Raw genomic sequence first — 18,945 nt, 5'->3', positions numbered from 1 at the left:
TAGAAAGACCTATAAAATCAAGAAATAGTACAAAAATCTTTTTTTTAAGATAAAAAGTAAGTCAAATCCATTTAAAAAACATGGAACTTAGAAAATTATTAAATATTGCAACGGTCTTAATTTAATTGCCCACAAGTCCCTACATAATCATCGTTCATCTCTAGTTTTGCTAAATTGTCTAGAATACCCATATATTTATCCCGAAATACATGTGTTTTTTTTTGTTTTAAGCAGCACCTCATCCAAGGTGTTAACATCATTAGACACAACAAAAGGGTTTATTGTTTTTAAAACCGTTTTCTTTTGAATAGTACGCGGATAACTATTTGCTTTCCTTTTTTTTAGGATAATTAAGTAATAGTTTTAAATACAAATACCCACCTTTGGCTTGTTTTATAACTTCTGGAAAAACAGTAAATCTTCCTAAAGTATCTACATCTATAATAGATTTTTGGCTATCCTCATTAGCAGTAAATGCCATCACGTGTTGTTGGGATAATATCTTGATTTTCCTGAGCGTGCAGGCCAAAAGACACGCATAATAGAATGCCTAAACATTTTGTTGTAACGGCTATTCTATTTATTATGTTTCTCATACGCTATATCTGTCATTACAAGTTATAATGACAGATATTGGATCTACCACAAAATTCGGACATCCTTAGGCCATTGCTTCACATCTGTATAACGTTCATTACCTGTTTTAAAGGTGCTATTTTCCATAGTGACATCGCAGTTTAGTAATCCCATATCAATATTTTTATTAGCAAACGTACTATTAATTACAAACGAATTATTTACTGCTCGCCACATGGCGCCCCACGTATTATCTACAACCTCGCAACGATTTAAAATGACGAATTGCGGTGCATATTTCGGATTTTCGGTATACATAAATTTGTTGTAATAATCTTCGCAAGGGAACCACATACCCACGCGATTAAACTTGGATACATTATATTTATGAAAGAAATGATACGAACTCATTACGGCGTCTACTTGTATCCCATTTACCTTTCCTTCTTTTAATGTACAGCGTTGTGCCAGTACATGAGACGTCGATGTATATTTATTAGACTTTCCCTCTGTAGGATAAGACATATCGCAATCGGATTGTAATATGCTTTGCATTCTCATGAGGTACACATTATGATGAAATCCATTTAGCCAACCATTCTTCTGAAACTCACAGTTGTCCATAATCATATTATTTATCCGACTCGTGCCTAAGCCATGTGAACCAAAACCAGTAATGGTTATATTTTGTAACATCCAACGCTCGTGTCTATTCTCATCCTTCCCTCCAAAACTCACGCCACTAGCCGATGCGGTGTCATGTCCTTGAAGCGTAAAATCCTTGAGTACAACATCGGTAACTTTTGGACTACCTGTTGTCATTGCTATTTTCTTAAGATCTGAACCTTGCCTAATTATGGTTTTTGTTCGTCCCGCACCTACCAAAGACACTTTACTCATTAAATGTAAACTACGATGTAACACATACGTTCCTTCCTGAAGATAAACCACGCCACCTCCATCAATGTGAACCTTATTTATCGCCTGTTGAATAGAATCTCCAGGTTTTAAAATAATAACGTTGTTTACATATTGTTTTGGATAGGCCACATGTTTGAAATTAGTCACCCATTTTTCCTTCATTATTGAAAGGACTTCGTGCTCAACATTGACTTTTGAAATTCGGTACGTATCTAAAGTATTGCCAGTAAATCTCAAACTAATAGACATTGGATTACTTGTAGAGTTTTCGACAGGGATCCCAACCGATTTCGTTTCATATCCCAATTTGGAAATCTTTAAATTTTGAAGTTGAGATGTGTTAGCCCCTTTTAATTTGAATGTTCCATCTGCTTTTGTTTTAATACCATCGGCTCCCCAAATAATTTCTGCTCCATCCAACGGTTGCTGCTTGGCGTCAGTTATAATTCCATAAATAGAATCGAGAGTCTGAGCATGCAATGCATTAACGTTACATAATAAAAAGGTTACAAATAAAACACTTACTCTAAATAACGTCATGCTTCTAATTTTTTATTTTTTTAGACTCCTTATGTCACGGGAATGACTGTTTTATAGAACACCCCTAGTAAAACACTGAATAATGCCTTTGGATTAAAGTTAATTTAGACACCACTGATATGTATATCTAACAACCAATTACCACAAGATTCGAACATCTTTTGGCCACTGCTTCACATTTTTATAAATTTCATTTCCTGTTTTAAAGGTGCTATTTTCCATAGTAACCTCGCAGTTTAGCAAGCCCATATCTACTTTTTTATTATCGAACGTGCTGTTAATGACATACGAATCTTGAACCGATCGCCACATCGCTCCCCATGTATTATTTACAATCTCGCAACGATTTAAAATCACGTTTTGAGGGGCATATTTCGGATTTTCCGTATAATGAAACTTGTCGTAATAATTTTCGCAAGGAAACCACATGGCAACACGACCGCAGCCTGAAATATTATATTTATGAAGAAAAATATAACCCGCCTCTTCATGGTCTGCCTGAATACCATTTCCTAAACAGTCTTTAATGGTGCAACGTTGCGCCAAGACATACTCGCAAGACGTATATTTATTTCCTTTTCCCAAAACAGGATAGGACATATCGCAATCGGATTGTAAAATATATTTGTTATACAAGAAATACACATTATGGTATAAGCCACCTCCAGAACCATTGTACTGAAAATTACAATTGTCCATAATAATGTTATTGGTCCGTTTCATATGGACACCTTGTGCAGACCAATCCGTAACCGCTATATTTTGAAGCATCACACGTGTATGTCTGCTTTCATTTCTACCTCTAATTAATATCCCATTGGCTTTTCCTTGGCGCGAGCCTTTTAAGGTTAAATCTTTAATGACCAAATCGGTGACTTGTGGTTGTGCTTCAATATTAAAACCTGTTTCCTTTAAATCCGGACCTTGCTGAATAATCGTTAAATCTCGACCTTCCCCAACTATAGTTACAAGTCCTTTTAAGGTTATAGTCTTTTCCAAAACATGAGTTCCTTTTTTTAAAAATACCACGCCACCGCCAGCAGAATTCGCCTTATCTATTGCGTCTTGTAACGATTCTCCAGGATTGACTGTAATAACGTTATTAAGCCATTGTTTTGGATAGTCGACATGTTTAAAGGCATCTTGCCATTTTTCAGTCATGATCGTGTTTACTTCAGTTTCAACTATAACTTTTTTTAATTGAAACGTACTTTGTGCACTACAAAATGATGTTCCTAAAACGGCTATAAAAAGACAACTTAACTTCAACATTGTATTCATTTACTCTAATTTTATAATTTTAAAATTGAAACCTAATTGATATAAACCTGTGTTTTGAACCAATCAATTTTTATTGCATCCACGTTAATTGCTCCCAATTTTCTTCGACATAAGGTTGTGGTTCTCCAGCAGTAGTTCTCCCGTTTTCTATAATTGTTGTAATCTTAGTCTTTAACTGATTTACAATTTCCGGGTGTTCGAAATACAGATTATTAGTTTCTCCAGGATCATTCTCCATATCGTATAATTCGTAAACAGCTTCACCGTCCTTTGGAATTATTAGCTTAGGTTCTAAGGTACCTCCTGAACCTCGTAACATATTTAATTTCCATTTCCCTTCTCTAATGGCAAAATGTCCAGTAAAAGAATGATGAATAACTGCGCGATCTAGCGTTATGTCTTCACCTGTCATCAATTCATATAAACTGTAACTATCTTCTCCTGCATTATCTGGGATATCTCCATCAATAATATCTGCTATTGTGGCAAGAAAATCTGCCTGAGTCACTGGGTTATCTATAATCGTACCAGCCTTAATTTGGTCAGGCCAACGCATTAATAAAGGAACTCTATGGCCGCCTTCATAAATATCTCTTTTTCCTCCTTTAAAATTTAAATTGCTATAATGCTGATACGTATCACGTTGATATTCATAATTACTCTCAGCACCATTGTCTGAAGAAAAAATAACTAAAGTATTATCTTCAATACCATTTGCTTGTAGTGCATCTAAAACTTGCCCTACGCGATAGTCTGTTTCTTCCATAAAATCGCCATAATTACCACAATTACTAATGCCTTGAAAATCTGGGTGTGTACTATGCGGTAAGTGCGGACTTGTTAATGGCAGGTATAAAAAGAATGGTTTCTCTTTACTTATAGTATCTATATATTTTACGGCTTGGTTTGTTAACGTCTCTAAAACATATTCATCATTAAAAGATGGTGCAACTTCCAAATACCCTTTTGGTTGCTCGCTAAGATATGGAGGTGTCATTCTATAAGTCCGCGGCGTGATATCCATTTTTTTCTTGGTATACATAGTCGGAGGATCCAATACACGATCGTTTTCTAAATAGGTTAAAATACCGTAATTCATAGACGCTGGGATTCCAAAAAAATAATCGAAGCCATGCTCAGTTGGGCCTTCTTTAAAAGGTTGCGACCAATCGCGTCCACCCGTTTTTACATCGCCCACAAATTCCATTTGTAAATGCCACTTCCCAATCATTGCTGTATTGTAATCATGCTCTTGAAGTAATGATGCAATCGTCATACGGTCATTTTCAATTAAGCATGGTCCGTCCGCTTTTAACACACCTTCTTTTAAAGACGTTCTCCAACTATAACGCCCAGTTAACAATGAATATCTAGAAGGTGTACAAACGGCATCTGTACTATGTCCATCTGTAAAAATTGCACCTTCATTGGCTATTTTATCCATGTTTGGTGTTTTAAACTTAGCCTGCGGATTTAGAGCACCGACATCGCCATACCCTTGATCGTCTGTATAAATAATTACAATGTTTGGATTTTTTTGTGCGGAACTCGACACACCCCATAAACCACAAACTAATATTAGAATGAATTGATTAAAATAGTTCTTCCCTTTAATTTTCATAACTTATATTTTTTCTACTGAAACATAATATGCTCCCAATTCCGTTTTATTATCTAAAGTAAACCATGTTTGAAGATTGGTTTCTCCAGGCTCTAATTCAAGTGTGAATTCCACATATTCCTTATTAGCATCGACATCTTTAACTTCATCGTTATTTTGAATTTTAATTCTTGCTTTTTCAATATTTAAAACCTTCCCTTTTTTATTAGCCGTTACACTTGTACCTTCAAGAGCAGGACGAATTGGAGCTTCTGCATTTAACGCTAAATTCGTTTCTTCTGGCCAACGACGTAATTTAAAGGAGTACGTCCCTTTTTCTTCAACATTAATTAGCCAATAGCCGTTATCGATATACCCTTGACGAATATGTCTTTGGTGCCATGGACTTGTGCCTTCAGTATGCCAATCGTGACAATAAATTTTCACAGGATTTTCGGCTTCATGACCTAAATAAATACGAGGTAAATCGCTGTATCCTGGCAATAAATCTGCCCACCACGCATCGTAAGCCGTTTTAAATTCAGCCATTTTTTCTGGATGCTGATCTGCTATATTGGTACGTTGTTCTGGATCTGTATTTAAATCGTATAATTCTGTTCCATCTATTAATCTCCATTTCCCTTGCATAAGAGATGTTCTTCTCCAAGGTTCCGGCACATCTACACGTTGCGAATTAGTAATTACAATACGGTCTTTAAAATCGGAATCGTTGCCTTCTATTAACGGATTCAAACTTTGTCCGTCAAATTTCACATCGTCAGCAACCTCTAAATCACACAGGTCGACTAGTGTTGGCACGATATCGTAATGCGCTGTTAAGGCATCTATATCTTTACCTACGGTAATCCCTCCATTTTTCCAATGAATGAATAATGGCACACGGTGACCACCTTCATATTTACTCGCTTTAATGCCGCGCATACCATCGTTGAAACCTTTAGTTACAAAACCATCTAAGCGATCGTCTGTTTTTGGAATTTGAGCACCAGCAGACGTTCCGTTATCTGTAGTAAAAATTAAAATGGTATTATCTAATTGATTTGTTGTTTCTAAGTAGCTTACAAGCCTTCCGATATTTTCATCGACATTGGCAATAAGTCCGTAAAAATCGGCATTAGGAACATTTTCATTATCCTTGTATGGCGCCGAATATTTTTCATCTACAAAATACGGCGTATGCGCAGCATTTGTAGCTAAATAACAGAAAAATGGTTTATTCTCCTCTTTATTTTTCTGCATAAAACTCATGGCTTCGTCAAACCAGATGTCTGTACAAAACCCTTCGAATTCTTCTAACTTACCGTTTCTATGATACGTATCGTTATAATAATCGTTATCCCAATAATCTACACTTTGCTCTACACCGCCTCCAGAATGAATGATCACTTCTTCGAATCCTTTATCTTGTGGTCTGGACGGATAATTATCGCCTAAATGCCATTTTCCAAAAATTCCAGTCGCATATCCATTATCCTTCATAATTTGTGCGACCGTTGTTTCACGCTCTAAAAGCAATGAACGTCCGTTTACCGTATGCCAAACGCCCGCTCTATTGGCATTATGCCCAGTAAGTAAGGCTGCTCGACTTGGCGCACAAGTTGGATTTACATGATAATCTGTAAAACGTGCACTTGTTGCATGTAGCTTATCAATATTTGGTGTTTTTATTATGGTATTTCCCAAAGCAGCGACGTCTCCATACCCTTGATCGTCTACCAGGATTAAAATAACATTTGGTTTTTCGTTTTCTATTTCGATCTCGACCTGAGCTACTTTTTTCTTGTCTTCAGATTTACACGACACAACGAGACATAGTAAACATAACATGGCGATAAATTTGGTGAAAGCTTTCATTAGTGTTTGTTTTAATTTAATATCTATTAATTGAAGTACAAGTTCGAAAATTATAAATAGATAGTCTATAAATTATAATTCATATCTTATAATTTATTATCCGTTTTAGCTGTAACATTAAGGTTATAGTAGATTTCTGCATCAGAATTAAAAAACGAGCTATCCTTTCGGACAACTCGTTTTTCTATAAGTTAGTATGTAGCCTTTAATTTACCTGTTTAATTAACACCAAATTCCACGAACGTATTTCGCGATTTAATTTGAAGTTTTCGGCCTTAACAACAGTAATAATTTCTGCAATTTAAATTGAGTATTCATTTTAAATTTCTTAATTCCATATTAACTGACGTGTAAATCCAGACTCATACTTTTTAAGATTTAAAAGCACGGCGTTATATTGATCTTCCATATCGTCTTTTTCTTTAAGAAATATGGATTTTTAACAAAGTAAAAAAGGGCCAACAAACACCTAATTTGCTTTATTTGTTAGTACATTATTCACCTGAAATTACTATTTTTTTAACTATAGATCGCCCTCTTTCAGGAATCACTTGAAGAAAATATAATCCTTGTGGAAGTTGATTAAAATTCATTTCTATTTTCTCTTGGTGACTTGCTTCCCAAATGCCAGATGTTATTTGTTTTCCTTCAATAGAGATAAGCGTATAAGTTACAGATGTACCCATATAATTTGAAAGGTTAACATTTAAATCTCCTCGAGTAGGGTTTGGACTTACTTTTATAGTTTTACCTTCTTCTAAACCAAAATCGTCTACACTTAAAACGTCATTATAAAATTCAAAACTTTTTAAGTTAAATAAATAACCACCACCACCTGTGCAAACTAAATACAAATCGTGAATACCTGTTACGGGTTCAGTAAAATAAGCATCAAACGATGTAAATTTATTCCAATTTCCAGTTTTTTCGATAGTTACAGAAGTTAATAATTCCCCATCTACTCCGCCTAATCTAACTTCTATAATTCCTCCTGAGGTCCCAGAAGATGCCGAAATTTTAATTGCTCCAAAATCATTTGAATCTCCAAAATCGAAATTTGAAAACCTTAAATAATCTTCATTATTAATGAAACCAACAGTTTGGGGTGCATCACCTTCTCTCTGAACTTCTGATGCCTCGCAATAATATGAAGCTATTATAACATCTTCGGCATTATATGACGCTGACGCACATTCATCAATATAAAAATAAAAGCTTTCTAGATTTAATAGGTCGCCTTCAATTCCAGAAAACACAAGATATAAGTCTTGTACACCATTTACTTCTTTTGAAAGATAACCTTCAAATAATTGATACGTATTCCAATCTTCCGTACCATCAATGTTAACCGTTGATAATAATTCACCATCTAAACCACCTAATCTAAACTCTATAGTTCCTCCTGTATTCTGAGAAGATGCAGACACTTTAACAGCATTAAAATTATAATCACTTCCAAAATCTATATTAGAAAATCTTATATAATCGCCTTGATTGATTCCTGAAACGACTTCCATTTCATTAGTATCTGTTGTAATATTAACTTCTGAAGCTTCACAAAAATCTTTTGCGTAATTTGGTGTTACTGCCTGGTAAGACGCTTCATAACAAGGGTCGTACTGAAAATTCATTTTATCAACATTTAATAAAGCATCTGAATCTCCTTTAAACACAAAGAATACATCGGTGACTCCATTATAAGTCTCTAATAAATCAACAGAAACATCTTGATACGTATCATAACTTCCAGTATTTGTAATAGGAAGTGTTGCTAATAAAGTTCCATCTGTACTCGCTGATCGCACTTCTACAGACGTACCTGTTTTAGAAGTCGCTGCTGTTATATTTATAGCAGTCACTCCTGTTAAATCAATTGCATCAAAACTAAGCCAATCATTATCATCTATATTTGTAATTCCTTTCTCATTAACTACCCCCGAGATATCCTGAACGTCTATTCCTGACATACTGCTAAAACATTCTGCTTGTAAATTATCGGCAGTATTATAGCATTCCATTGAAAAACTACAATTTGTAGATGCGACTATGGTATTATCAGATCCATTATCTATAACACGCCCACAGGTCGTAATATTATTTCCCGTTGCAGAAGCTTCTAAAATAATGGTGTATTCTGTTTCATTTACAATTGTAGAGTTACTACCACTAATAACAATAGCACGTTCCTCATCTACATCTACAGGACCAGGTGTTCTATGAAATGTGATTGTATGATTATTTCCAAGAATATCTGCTAAATTATGAGTCCCTGTAGCGTGTGGAGACGGAATGATGGTCCATTCTATATTAGTGTTATTTCTACTCAACCTAAAATCTGATAACACATCATAAGCAAAATTCCCAGATGAATTAGTAACCGTTCCTCCATTTGGCAAGTTCCAATTCGCTATCCCACAATCTATGGACGTTGTATTTGTAACTGTCGCAGATGATGCTAAGTATAAACGAATACCTCCACGCATTTTTTTAACAGTACAGTTTTCTACAATAACACTTCCTGCACCACTATACGCACGTATACCGTCTTCACATAAAGAAATAACATCTGTAGGATCTATTGGATTCCCTTCATTATCCAAATAATTATTTTGATAAGGTAAACTTCCTACGCCTTCTGCCAAAATATCTTTACCATGACGTACAACACCTTCGACCAAAGTGTTTTTTATAATTGTATTTTCTGAAGGGCTTTGCATAAAAATACCATGCCCGAAAGCTTGCATCTGTACTTCGCAACCATCTATAACGGTATCTATTCCATTTATATAAATAGCAGCTCTTTTATCTAAACCAAAAGTATTACTACTTCCTATACCATATAAACTTCCATAGCCGTATGGAAAAGAACCTCTAACAGTAAATTTGGATCCCACCACGCTATTACCCGTTCCAGAAATAGTCATATGTTGGTCTGCACCATTGGCTAAATTACTTCTATCCTCATTGTAAGCAACAAAGTCTGTAATTTCGGTTATACCGGATGCATATGTGTTTTCAAATTCTCCCCCACGAAATTCATTATAATCTCCTGTTATTATAAAATGCTCGGTACTTGTAGCATCTACTGGAAAATTAATATATACTCCAGTTAAATCTATAATGTTATTAGATCCTGAAATATAAAAGCTTCTGTCTACGCTGGGTAAATCTGTAATATTGTAATCTCCTGCCTCCAAGACAATTGTCTGATCGCTATTTAACAGCGCTTGCCGAAAGTCTGATAAGTTACTCACAGTCGTTTGCGAATACATTTTAGTAAAAAGTCCCGTGGTTAAGAGACATGCAATAGTAAATAGAAATGTAAATTTTTTCATGATTTAATTTTATAGTTAGTACTCATTTGTGTGTTGAAACTACATATTACTCAACTTACTACGTATAAATTATAAATCAATATGAATAACTTAATGCCCAATTATCGTGATTCTTGCTGTAATATTTTATTTAATGAAAAATAATGAGTGAAGAGGTTATTAAATTGAAAACTTTCAATACCAACCTACTCTTGTTAGACCCTGAACTGAATTCAGGGTGACGTCTCGATTTTTAAGGAAATAACGTATTAAAAATGTGAATTTCAGACTCTAACACTGTAGAGAAAACGAAAGCTCTATTTTCTATATGCCGTCATACTGAACGCGTTTTCAGGGTTTCATTATTTTGAGATCATTTATTGTTTTGAAATTGAGAACAAAAACATTTAATTAGAAAAAACTACTCTTGTGGGACCCTGAACTGAATTCAGGGTGACGTCTCGATTTTTAAGGAAATAACGTATTAAAAATGTGAATTTTAGATCCTAATACTTTAGAGAAAAGGAAATCTCTATTTTCTATATGCCGTCATTCTGAACGCGTTTTTAGAGTGACATTATTTTGAGATCATTTGCTTCTAAAATAATAATTTGATCGCTCTTTAAAACAGCTTGACGAAAGTCGAATAGATTGCTGACCTTTATTTGTGCATTACTAGTGTAAAAAAGAATACAGCGAACACTGCACAAAGTGCTCTATATACGTGTAATTGTTTCATAAATATTTAGGTATTAAATTAATTGCGTCCTAAACGATTAATCTCTTTTTCCAAAAAGATGTACCGCTGCTGACTTTATCAAAATACTTGAGCTTAGGTAGCTGCTTTTTCTATATAAGTTGAATTTTTTTTTTTTGGTTGGCCTATCGAAAATTTATCGTAAAATTTGAAGAGAAAGTATCGTAAAATTTAAAGCTGTTTGAGCTAAACGAAAGTATTTATATTATTGATTTTCAGTAGCGAGTTCTTTAAATATAGATAGTGAACGAAAAATTTAGATAAAAGTTCGTAAGCCTAGATTTTTTGGCTTGGTTTATCCAGAGCGAAGTCGAAGGATCTATTTATCAATGAAAAAAATGAACATACAATAATATTTAGGACAGGATTGGTATTAAATATGTAAAAAAATCACTTAGGCAAGAATGTCTTGCTTAAGTGATTTTGACATTACTATTGTTTAACTATTTTTTTAATTACAGTCCCGTTATCGTTTTTTAATCTTACGAAATAAAGACCTGCTTTTAAACGACTTGTGTCAATAGTTGCTGCGTTAGAAGATAAATCCTTTTTAAGGATTAATTTTCCTAAAGTATCGAAAATTTCAACTTGTGCTCCAATAGCTCTATTGATATTTAATACATTAGTAATTGGGTTAGGAAAAACGTTTATAGCGTCTGAAGTGTTAGGATCGTTAATTCCTAAAGTGGTATAAAACTGAAATGAATCCAGATTAAATAAACTACTTGAACCTTCTCCTGTAAATACTAAATATAAGTCTTGAATTCCAGTCGCTCCTGTTAGGTTTGCAGTACCGGTTTCCCAAGTTTGCCATCCTCCAGTATTACCTACGGTTACTGTTCCTAATAACGTTCCAGTTTCGCTACCTATTCTAAATTCGACATTTCCACCATCTCTATTTGATGCCATACTTACAGCAACACTTAACGCTACGGTATTAAAATCTACATCCGAAAACATGATCCAATTTCCATTATTAATATAGCCAATATTAGCTGCACCATCTTCTCCAGATTCTATTTGAACGCCGTAAGCCTCACAAAAATCTTCTGCCTCTATTCTATCAAAAGCATCTACCTCTACACAATCATTGTCGTCAATTACCACATCATCACAATTTTCAAAATAGGAAAGTATATTATTAGTCCCTTCATCTATAACTTTTCCACCACCACAACTAAGAATGGTATTTCCACTAGATGTTGGTTCAAGAACAATGGTATACTCTGTTTCATTTATAATGGTAGACGCACTTCCAGATACAACCATAACACGAGAAAGATCTGTATCTATTGGTCCATCTGTTCTATGAAAAACAAGTTTATGACTACCGCCGTTAATATCTATTAAATTATGAGGTCCTGTAGCATGAGGTGATGGAATTATAGTCCATTCGGCATTATATCCACCTTTATTTAAAGCAAAATCTGATAAGGGTGCATATGCAAAATTCCCATACGAATTTGTAATCGTCCCCACATTTGAAGGTAAGTTATAATTTGAACTACCACAGTTTGTAGACGTTACATTATTCACGGTCGCTTTTCCTCCTAAATATAAACGAATACCACCTCTCATTTTATCTACTGTACAGTTTTCAATTGTAACACTTCCAGGAATATTGTACATTCTTATACCATCTTCAGAAAGCGAATGCATTTCTGTTTTATCAATAGGCAATTCATTATTGTAAGGTTGTAAATAATCTGATAAAAAAGGTAAATCGTAAGGTTCTGTTTCTTCGTATAACTCGGCACCTAAACGCACTCTACCATCTACTTTCGTGTTTTTAATTACAGTTTCATCGGCATCGCCTTGCATAAATATTCCATGTCCAAAAGCTCTTTGATGCAGCACAACATTATCTAAAGTATTTTTTTTACCATTAATAAGAATACCGCAACGTTTGTCTAATCCGAAAACATTAGCAGAACCAATTCCGTACATACTTCCGTAACCGAAAGGGAAAGATCCTCTTGTGGTTAGTGTTAGTCCATCAACTAAATTCCCTTCACCAGTTATAGACACAACTGCATCTCCACCAAGACCGTGTGCTAAAGTTTCGCGATTTTGATTATAAGCACTAAAATCTGTAACCTCTGTAATTCCGCTATCATAGGTATCTTCAATTTCACCACCTTTAATAACATTGTTATCACCCGAAATGATTATATATGTAGAACTTACACTACCTACAGGTACTTGAATATAAACCCCTGTTAAATCTATAGTATTATTAGATCCTGTAAACCCCATATTCCTATATTTACTAGCCAAATCTTCAAAATTATAATCACCAGGTGTCATAACAATATTTTGATTACTAAGGACAATGGCTTGTCGTAAGTCGAATAAGGTCGACACCTCTTTTTGTGCATAAAGATTAGAGGATAATCCCATAGTTAGGAGACATCCAAGTGTTAAATAAAAAGTAATTTTTTTCATAATTTAATTTTATAGTTAGTACTCATTTGTGTGTTCAAAGTACATATTAATCAACCTACTACGTATAAACTATAAATCAATATGAATAACTTAAAGCCCAATTATCGTGATTCTTGCTGTAATATTTTATTTAACGGAAAATAATGGGTGAAGAGGTTATTAATTTGAAAAACTTCAATATTAACCTACTCTTGACCCCTGAACTGAATTCAGGGTAACGTCTCTATTTTTAAGGAAATAACGCATTAAAAATGTGAATTTTAGACCCTAACACTGTAGAGAAAACGAAATCTCTATTTTCTATATGCCTTCACTCTGAACGCATTTTCAGAGTCTCATTATTTTGACATTATTTATCGTATTGAAATTGATAACTAACGCTTTTAATGAAAATATCTACTCTTATGGGACCCTGAACTGAATTCAGGGTGACGTCTCGATTTTTAAGGAAATGGCGAATAATTAATGTTATATGTCGAGACTAATAATCAGGGCGACGCCTCGATTTAATGAGCAAAATCTAGTAAACAAAACGGGCTATCTTTTCAGACAGCCCGCTTTCCCTTTATTATAAATCTAACTAAATCTAAAATTTAGTTTAATACACGTATTAATTTACTTGCTCTATAAGTACTAAACTCCAAGGTGATAACTCACGTTTAATTTTAACAACACCTTTACTATCTGCAGTAAATAATTCTGTATTCAAATTTTCTGCATATTCTTTCATGACTTTAATCTGCTCGCGAGTAGGTGGTTCTGGTTTCCCCATGTCTTCCCAATAATTAAAAATGTTTCCACTTTCGGAATCCAATACTTCTACTTTAAACATCACTCCAGGTTTTAAATCTGAAATCGTCAAATCTAACTGACGAGGTTTCCCGTTTTCATATTTTTCAATTTTCTTAATGCTTGACGGCACTGCTTTGTAATGATCTTCTGGGTAATTATAAGCCAACGCTATAATTTTACCATTAGCTGAATCCTTACTTACAAACAAGTAATCATTTTTAAACAATTCTTCATCTCCCAATTGGTGTAACATACGATACGCATGGAACGATGGCTTTACTAATCCTTGGTAGTTTATCATACCAAAACCACCATGAAAGATACTTTCTGCACCTCCTTTTTCTTCAAAAATATCTGTAAATGTCCAAAAAGCCAAAGAGTTAGTTAACCCAATACAATCTAAATTCACTTTAGCAATATATGCTGCTGGTGGTAAAAAGTCGTGCATCGCATCTCTACTATTCGGACTTGTATTCCACTCTGTTAAATGGATTTCCGCATTCGGATATGCACTCTCTTTTACTACTTTATTCAACCATTCAATATCTGTTTTAGTTGAATTCACATTACGAGAAAAATCCTTTCCTTTTCCTGTGGTTGGATTAAACGGATAATCTGTAGGGTATGGATGCGTAGATACAAAATCTACCGGTAAGCTCTCTTTTGCACAATAGGCTAAGAAATCTTCAATCCAAGCACCTTTCCATTCTAGTTCATTAATATTATCTGCTGTAAACGTTATAAGATCTCCATCTCTATTTTCAACCTCACCATCGTAACGCCCGTCTGCCACAAAATTACTACTTGAAGGTCCTCCAACTAATAAACGATTATCTACAGCTCTAACCGCTGTTACAGATTGCTTATACAATTCGAAATACTGAGATTTCGTTCCATCAAAAAATCCATAATGTAAGTTTGGTTCGTTCCAAACTTCAAAATACCAAGTCAGTACCTCATCAATACCATAACGATCTACACAGTGTTGTGTAAAGGCTTTAACTAAATTGTGCCATTCACCAAATTTAGATTCGTCTGGTGTAATATTTGCTTTCCACCAAAATTGGGTTTTACTATCTTCGGCAGCTAAAGCTGTTGGAAAAAACGCTAACTCTACAAATGGTTTTACATTAAGGTCTAACATTCTATCAAACAAATCGTCTATATATTGCCAGTTGTATGAGTATTCTCCTTCATTTACAAATACAGGAAACATATCGTCGTGGAAAATCCCATGAAATCTCACATACTCAAATCCGCAATCTTCTTGCACCATTTCTAGCTGTTCTAACCAACCGGCACGTAAGCCTTCGTTGGCACGACCTGCACCGACACTTTTACTCCAAAAGTGCTCAAATTTTTCACCATTGGCTGTAGCTTTTACGTGGACTTTTTCCTGCGAAAATCCAAGCTGTACAATTAAGGCCATAAGCCCTGTTAATATTATTTTCTTCATATCGTTTTAATTTTTAGTTTTTTTAGTTTGTAATTTGTGTTATCGCATGTTAAGAGACCTTAGGTTCTTGTTGTTTTAATAAATGATTTTTCTTTATGAGACCCTCAAACAAGTTCAGGGTGACGATAGGTTAAAATCATCTTATAATGCATTATTTAAGCCTCACTTAATGACTATAAATGAATGTGAAATTCTGAAACGCGTTCAAGGTGACGCACTGTTTTAATCATTATTCTTCGTCTTCAAAAACCTGTTCAAGTTCTATATAATCAATGGCAAAATCACCTTTTGAAGGTTTCCAATCTTTCTTAAAAATACGTACCAGATTATCACCAGCTTTTAAGTCTACAACTCCAAAATCAATGACTGTAAACTCTTTAGATTGAGGAAAAACAAATTCACTGTATTTATGGCTATTGATTAATATATCGTGATTAGATTCTCCATCTGGTGAAGCATATCTCACTTTAAAACGATATTTTGCAGGTTTTGCTACCTGTGCTAAAATAGAAACATGATCGTATGGATTATCGAAATTTGTAACATACCCTTTTCCGCTGTAACCTTTAATGTAAGTATCTACATTTACATTATATAATTCACCTCCAGCAGCAAATCCATTTTCAGCTTCTAAATGAAGAGTTGTTCTTGTACGCTCTGCATTCCCTAAACCTTCTTTTGAAGGCACAATTGGAATGATATCCCCATTTTTGTCGTATTTTAAGTAATCGGCCATAGTAGATCGTGTTTCGCTTAAACCACCAGACAACCAAGCACTGTGATAGAACATAATATCTTCACCTTTATACGTCACCGTTCCTCCGTGGTTTGTTCCACTCTGACCTTCAAAATCATCTATAAATAGACCTTTAAATTCATACGGTCCTAAAGGTTTATCTGCAACGGCATAAAACATTTTTTCTGGCCAACGTCTAGGTGTTAAACCAGGATATGTTAAGTAATACTTATTATCTTTTTTATGTACCCATGGGCCTTCAAAAACATGAGTTAATTGCGGTGTTAAATCGACATACGTTTCTGGTTTAATAGACATCAAATCGTCGTTTAACTCGGCAGCGAAACACTTACGGTCGTGTCCCCAATATAAATATGGCGTACCGTCATCATCTATAAAAATGGCAGGATCTTGACCAAATTCCACACCTTTAATATATCCTAAATCGGTGAATGGACCTGCAGGAGTATCACTACGTGCAACACCGGTTCTAAACAGTCCGATTCCGGCTTCTTTCATACAATAAATTAAATAATATTGCCCTCTATAATAAGCGGCATCCATAGCCCAAGCATGACTCTCTGCCCAGTCTACATTTTCTAAATGTAAAATACGTCCGTGATCTGTCCAATTTACTAAATCGGTAGAAGAAAACGCATGATATCCTGTCATTCCATAATGGTTATTAGAACCTGGCTCATCATGACTGGTGTATACCCAAAGGGTATTCGGATCGTCTGGCCATACATGTGGAGACGGATCGGCAGTAAACACATTAGTAAACATTGGATTTTGCGCAAAGCCAATGCTTGTAATCATAAAGCTGATTAATGCTGCTAATTTAATTTTCATACTATTTATATTTTTTAATTCACCTGTATTAATGGTCCTATTAACTAAATATGTTCTTTTTAAAATCTCTTTAAATTTTAGACACTTTAACACCCGCCCCCTTATTCTCTAAAATCTTACCATTCGTTTTTATAGTACTCTTTTTAACTTCTTCTCCTATTTCTATAGGCATTCCAGTTTTATTTGTAAGCATTAAACCTGTAGTTAAAGCTTGACTATAAGGCGACATCGCTTCTCCATGTTCAGGGTGAGTGTAACCTAATAAAATTGGCAAATCAGATTTACGTTGCGTTCCTTTTTCACTTCTTAAAACGATAGTATTATCAGCACCTTGAATGGTTGCCAAAGCGTGAACTACACGATCAGATTCTGCTGCATCTACAATTAAATCTACATCTATGTTACTACCTTCTACAAATAATAAAGGCCCGTAATTCGCATCCCCTTTACAATTTTTAACTACGGTACCATCTCCTACCCAATACCCACGTTCTGTGCCTATGGTTTCACAATTTTCAAGATGCGCCTTATTAAATCGCAATTCGAATCCGCCACGGGTATTTTTTGCAATACAGTTCTTAAATGTTATGTTTTCGCATTTGCCATAGGTTCTAAACCCATCTTCGCAAAGCGATTTCATATATCCTGGAGTTACGACGTATTCTCACTCACGATTCAGCGTCCATGTTTTAAAATTCACATCGAATGCAGGACCTGAAGTTTCTGCTAAAACAGCATCTGTAGAGCGCATTTCTCCTTCGGCATAACAATCTTCGAAATACACATTCTTAGGATTTTGCTGTATAAAAAAGCAGTGCCCAAACGAACGGTTATATATTTTACATCCATATAGTTTGGTATCGTTTCCTGTCACTAAGAGTCCGCTGTGTTTTTTGTGCTTTATAGTGGTTTCTTTTTGCTTTCCTTTTCCAAACAAATCGCCATATCCATAAGGATAAGCCCCTTTTACATATAAAGTAATGTCTTTAAGAATATTTGCTTCACCAGCAACCTGAAGTACTGTACCGCCAGGTGATGTGCCTTGTCCAATACATCTAATAGTCAATCCTAGAAAAGAATTATTTGATCCGGTTACTAAAAATTCGTCGGAATGTATTGGTGGGTTTAAGACTGTTCGAATTTCGGTATCCAACTCGATTTCCACGCCTTCAAGATTAAAAACATTGTTGCTTCCACTGAAAGTGATGTATTGATAAAGTTTATTCGCACGACGTTCTTGAAGAACCTCAGGTGTTAAGATATCAGTTAATTTATATACACCAGGAGCCATGGTGATTGTATTTCCACTTTGGGAAGCATATTTAGCTAACTCACTTAAACTGCTTATCTCGATATTTGATGCTTTAAGATAAGAGCTCATAAAAAAACAAAACAAGAAAAGATATCTTAATTGGAAACTCATAAACTTTATATTTTAAACTTGTACTGATTTAGTTGCTCAGTACAAGTTTAAAACTTCAAGCTGAAATAGAATATAAACTATGATTCAATTCTAATAACTTAAAACCCTTTTAAGTATTTAGTGCTTATTTTTCGTTGAAAACCTGAAATTTAGAAGACTTCAGCTGTATTTAAAGGTTCTTTCTTACACTATAATGTTTTTTAATTTTAAAAACACGAGAGCTCAATTCGAGTGATTTTGAGATTCGAAAAATCGTATCGAGAACCTTTTTAAATAAAAAACTGCTATTCTCGATACAAATTTCACTCATTTTCATTTGTAAAATTCACTCGAATTGACAACTTTTATCAAAATACAGAACGCGTTTTATTAATCTA

11 protein-coding genes are annotated in these 18,945 nt (G+C 34.5%); all 11 read right to left on the bottom strand.

Annotated elements, in window-relative coordinates; all coding sequences use genetic code 11:
* Positions 1-322: 322 nt before the first annotated feature.
* The 11 genes from R6X41_RS15920 to R6X41_RS15870 all read right to left on the bottom strand — a co-directional run bounded on the left by R6X41_RS15920 (position 323) and on the right by R6X41_RS15870 (position 18,568).
* The gene (locus R6X41_RS15920) at positions 323-481 is read right to left on the bottom strand and encodes a hypothetical protein (protein WP_318501342.1); all 159 of its coding nucleotides are present in this window, start codon (positions 479-481) and stop codon (positions 323-325) included.
* A gap of 158 nt (positions 482-639) precedes the next feature.
* On the bottom strand, positions 640-2,037 hold the full coding sequence (locus R6X41_RS15915) for a glycosyl hydrolase family 28-related protein (protein WP_318501341.1): 1,398 nt from the start codon (positions 2,035-2,037) through the stop codon (positions 640-642).
* Positions 2,038-2,175: 138 nt separating this feature from the next.
* On the bottom strand, positions 2,176-3,318 hold the full coding sequence (locus R6X41_RS15910) for a right-handed parallel beta-helix repeat-containing protein (RefSeq protein WP_318501340.1): 1,143 nt from the start codon (positions 3,316-3,318) through the stop codon (positions 2,176-2,178).
* 70 nt (positions 3,319-3,388) lie between these two features.
* The gene (locus R6X41_RS15905) at positions 3,389-4,939 is read right to left on the bottom strand and encodes a sulfatase family protein (protein ID WP_318501339.1); all 1,551 of its coding nucleotides are present in this window, start codon (positions 4,937-4,939) and stop codon (positions 3,389-3,391) included.
* Positions 4,940-4,942: 3 nt separating this feature from the next.
* A complete protein-coding gene (locus R6X41_RS15900) occupies positions 4,943-6,793 on the bottom strand; it encodes an arylsulfatase (RefSeq protein ID WP_318501338.1) in 1,851 nt (616 codons plus the stop codon).
* Between the two features lie 494 nt (positions 6,794-7,287).
* Entirely contained in the window at positions 7,288-10,128 is a 2,841-nt protein-coding gene (locus tag R6X41_RS15895; RefSeq protein WP_318501337.1) for a carbohydrate-binding protein, read from the bottom strand.
* Positions 10,129-11,296: 1,168 nt separating this feature from the next.
* Positions 11,297-13,309, bottom strand: coding sequence for a carbohydrate-binding protein (locus R6X41_RS15890; RefSeq protein ID WP_318501336.1), 2,013 nt, complete (start codon positions 13,307-13,309; stop codon positions 11,297-11,299).
* A gap of 610 nt (positions 13,310-13,919) precedes the next feature.
* Positions 13,920-15,557, bottom strand: coding sequence for a GH39 family glycosyl hydrolase (locus R6X41_RS15885; RefSeq protein WP_318501335.1), 1,638 nt, complete (start codon positions 15,555-15,557; stop codon positions 13,920-13,922).
* Positions 15,558-15,786: 229 nt separating this feature from the next.
* Entirely contained in the window at positions 15,787-17,145 is a 1,359-nt protein-coding gene (locus R6X41_RS15880; protein WP_318501334.1) for a family 43 glycosylhydrolase, read from the bottom strand.
* A gap of 70 nt (positions 17,146-17,215) precedes the next feature.
* On the bottom strand, positions 17,216-17,785 hold the full coding sequence (locus R6X41_RS15875) for a hypothetical protein (RefSeq protein WP_318501333.1): 570 nt from the start codon (positions 17,783-17,785) through the stop codon (positions 17,216-17,218).
* Between the two features lie 24 nt (positions 17,786-17,809).
* Positions 17,810-18,568 (bottom strand): hypothetical protein, encoded by a 759-nt coding sequence (locus R6X41_RS15870; RefSeq protein WP_318501332.1) that lies wholly within the window; start codon positions 18,566-18,568, stop codon positions 17,810-17,812.
* Positions 18,569-18,945: the final 377 nt, after the last annotated feature.

This window comes from Formosa sejongensis (genome assembly GCF_033447105.1).
In the GTDB taxonomy this organism is placed as follows: Bacteria; Bacteroidota; Bacteroidia; order Flavobacteriales; family Flavobacteriaceae; genus Formosa.
Note: the sequence above shows the minus strand (reverse complement) of the source record. Positions and strands in the feature narration are given on the sequence as shown.

What these genes read in the sequence shown, in the direction of transcription:
- R6X41_RS15880 (WP_318501334.1), bottom strand. Translation starts at nt 17,145, where the DNA reads ATGAAAATTAAATTAGCAGCATTAATCAGCTTTATGATTACAAGCATT.
- R6X41_RS15885 (WP_318501335.1), bottom strand. Translation starts at nt 15,557, where the DNA reads ATGAAGAAAATAATATTAACAGGGCTTATGGCCTTAATTGTACAGCTT.
- R6X41_RS15905 (WP_318501339.1), bottom strand. Translation starts at nt 4,939, where the DNA reads ATGAAAATTAAAGGGAAGAACTATTTTAATCAATTCATTCTAATATTA.
- R6X41_RS15910 (WP_318501340.1), bottom strand. Translation starts at nt 3,318, where the DNA reads ATGAATACAATGTTGAAGTTAAGTTGTCTTTTTATAGCCGTTTTAGGA.
- R6X41_RS15890 (WP_318501336.1), bottom strand. Translation starts at nt 13,309, where the DNA reads ATGAAAAAAATTACTTTTTATTTAACACTTGGATGTCTCCTAACTATG.
- R6X41_RS15870 (WP_318501332.1), bottom strand. Translation starts at nt 18,568, where the DNA reads ATGAGTTTCCAATTAAGATATCTTTTCTTGTTTTGTTTTTTTATGAGC.
- R6X41_RS15915 (WP_318501341.1), bottom strand. Translation starts at nt 2,037, where the DNA reads ATGACGTTATTTAGAGTAAGTGTTTTATTTGTAACCTTTTTATTATGT.
- R6X41_RS15895 (WP_318501337.1), bottom strand. Translation starts at nt 10,128, where the DNA reads ATGAAAAAATTTACATTTCTATTTACTATTGCATGTCTCTTAACCACG.
- R6X41_RS15900 (WP_318501338.1), bottom strand. Translation starts at nt 6,793, where the DNA reads ATGAAAGCTTTCACCAAATTTATCGCCATGTTATGTTTACTATGTCTC.
- R6X41_RS15875 (WP_318501333.1), bottom strand. Translation starts at nt 17,785, where the DNA reads ATGAAATCGCTTTGCGAAGATGGGTTTAGAACCTATGGCAAATGCGAA.
- R6X41_RS15920 (WP_318501342.1), bottom strand. Translation starts at nt 481, where the DNA reads ATGGCATTTACTGCTAATGAGGATAGCCAAAAATCTATTATAGATGTA.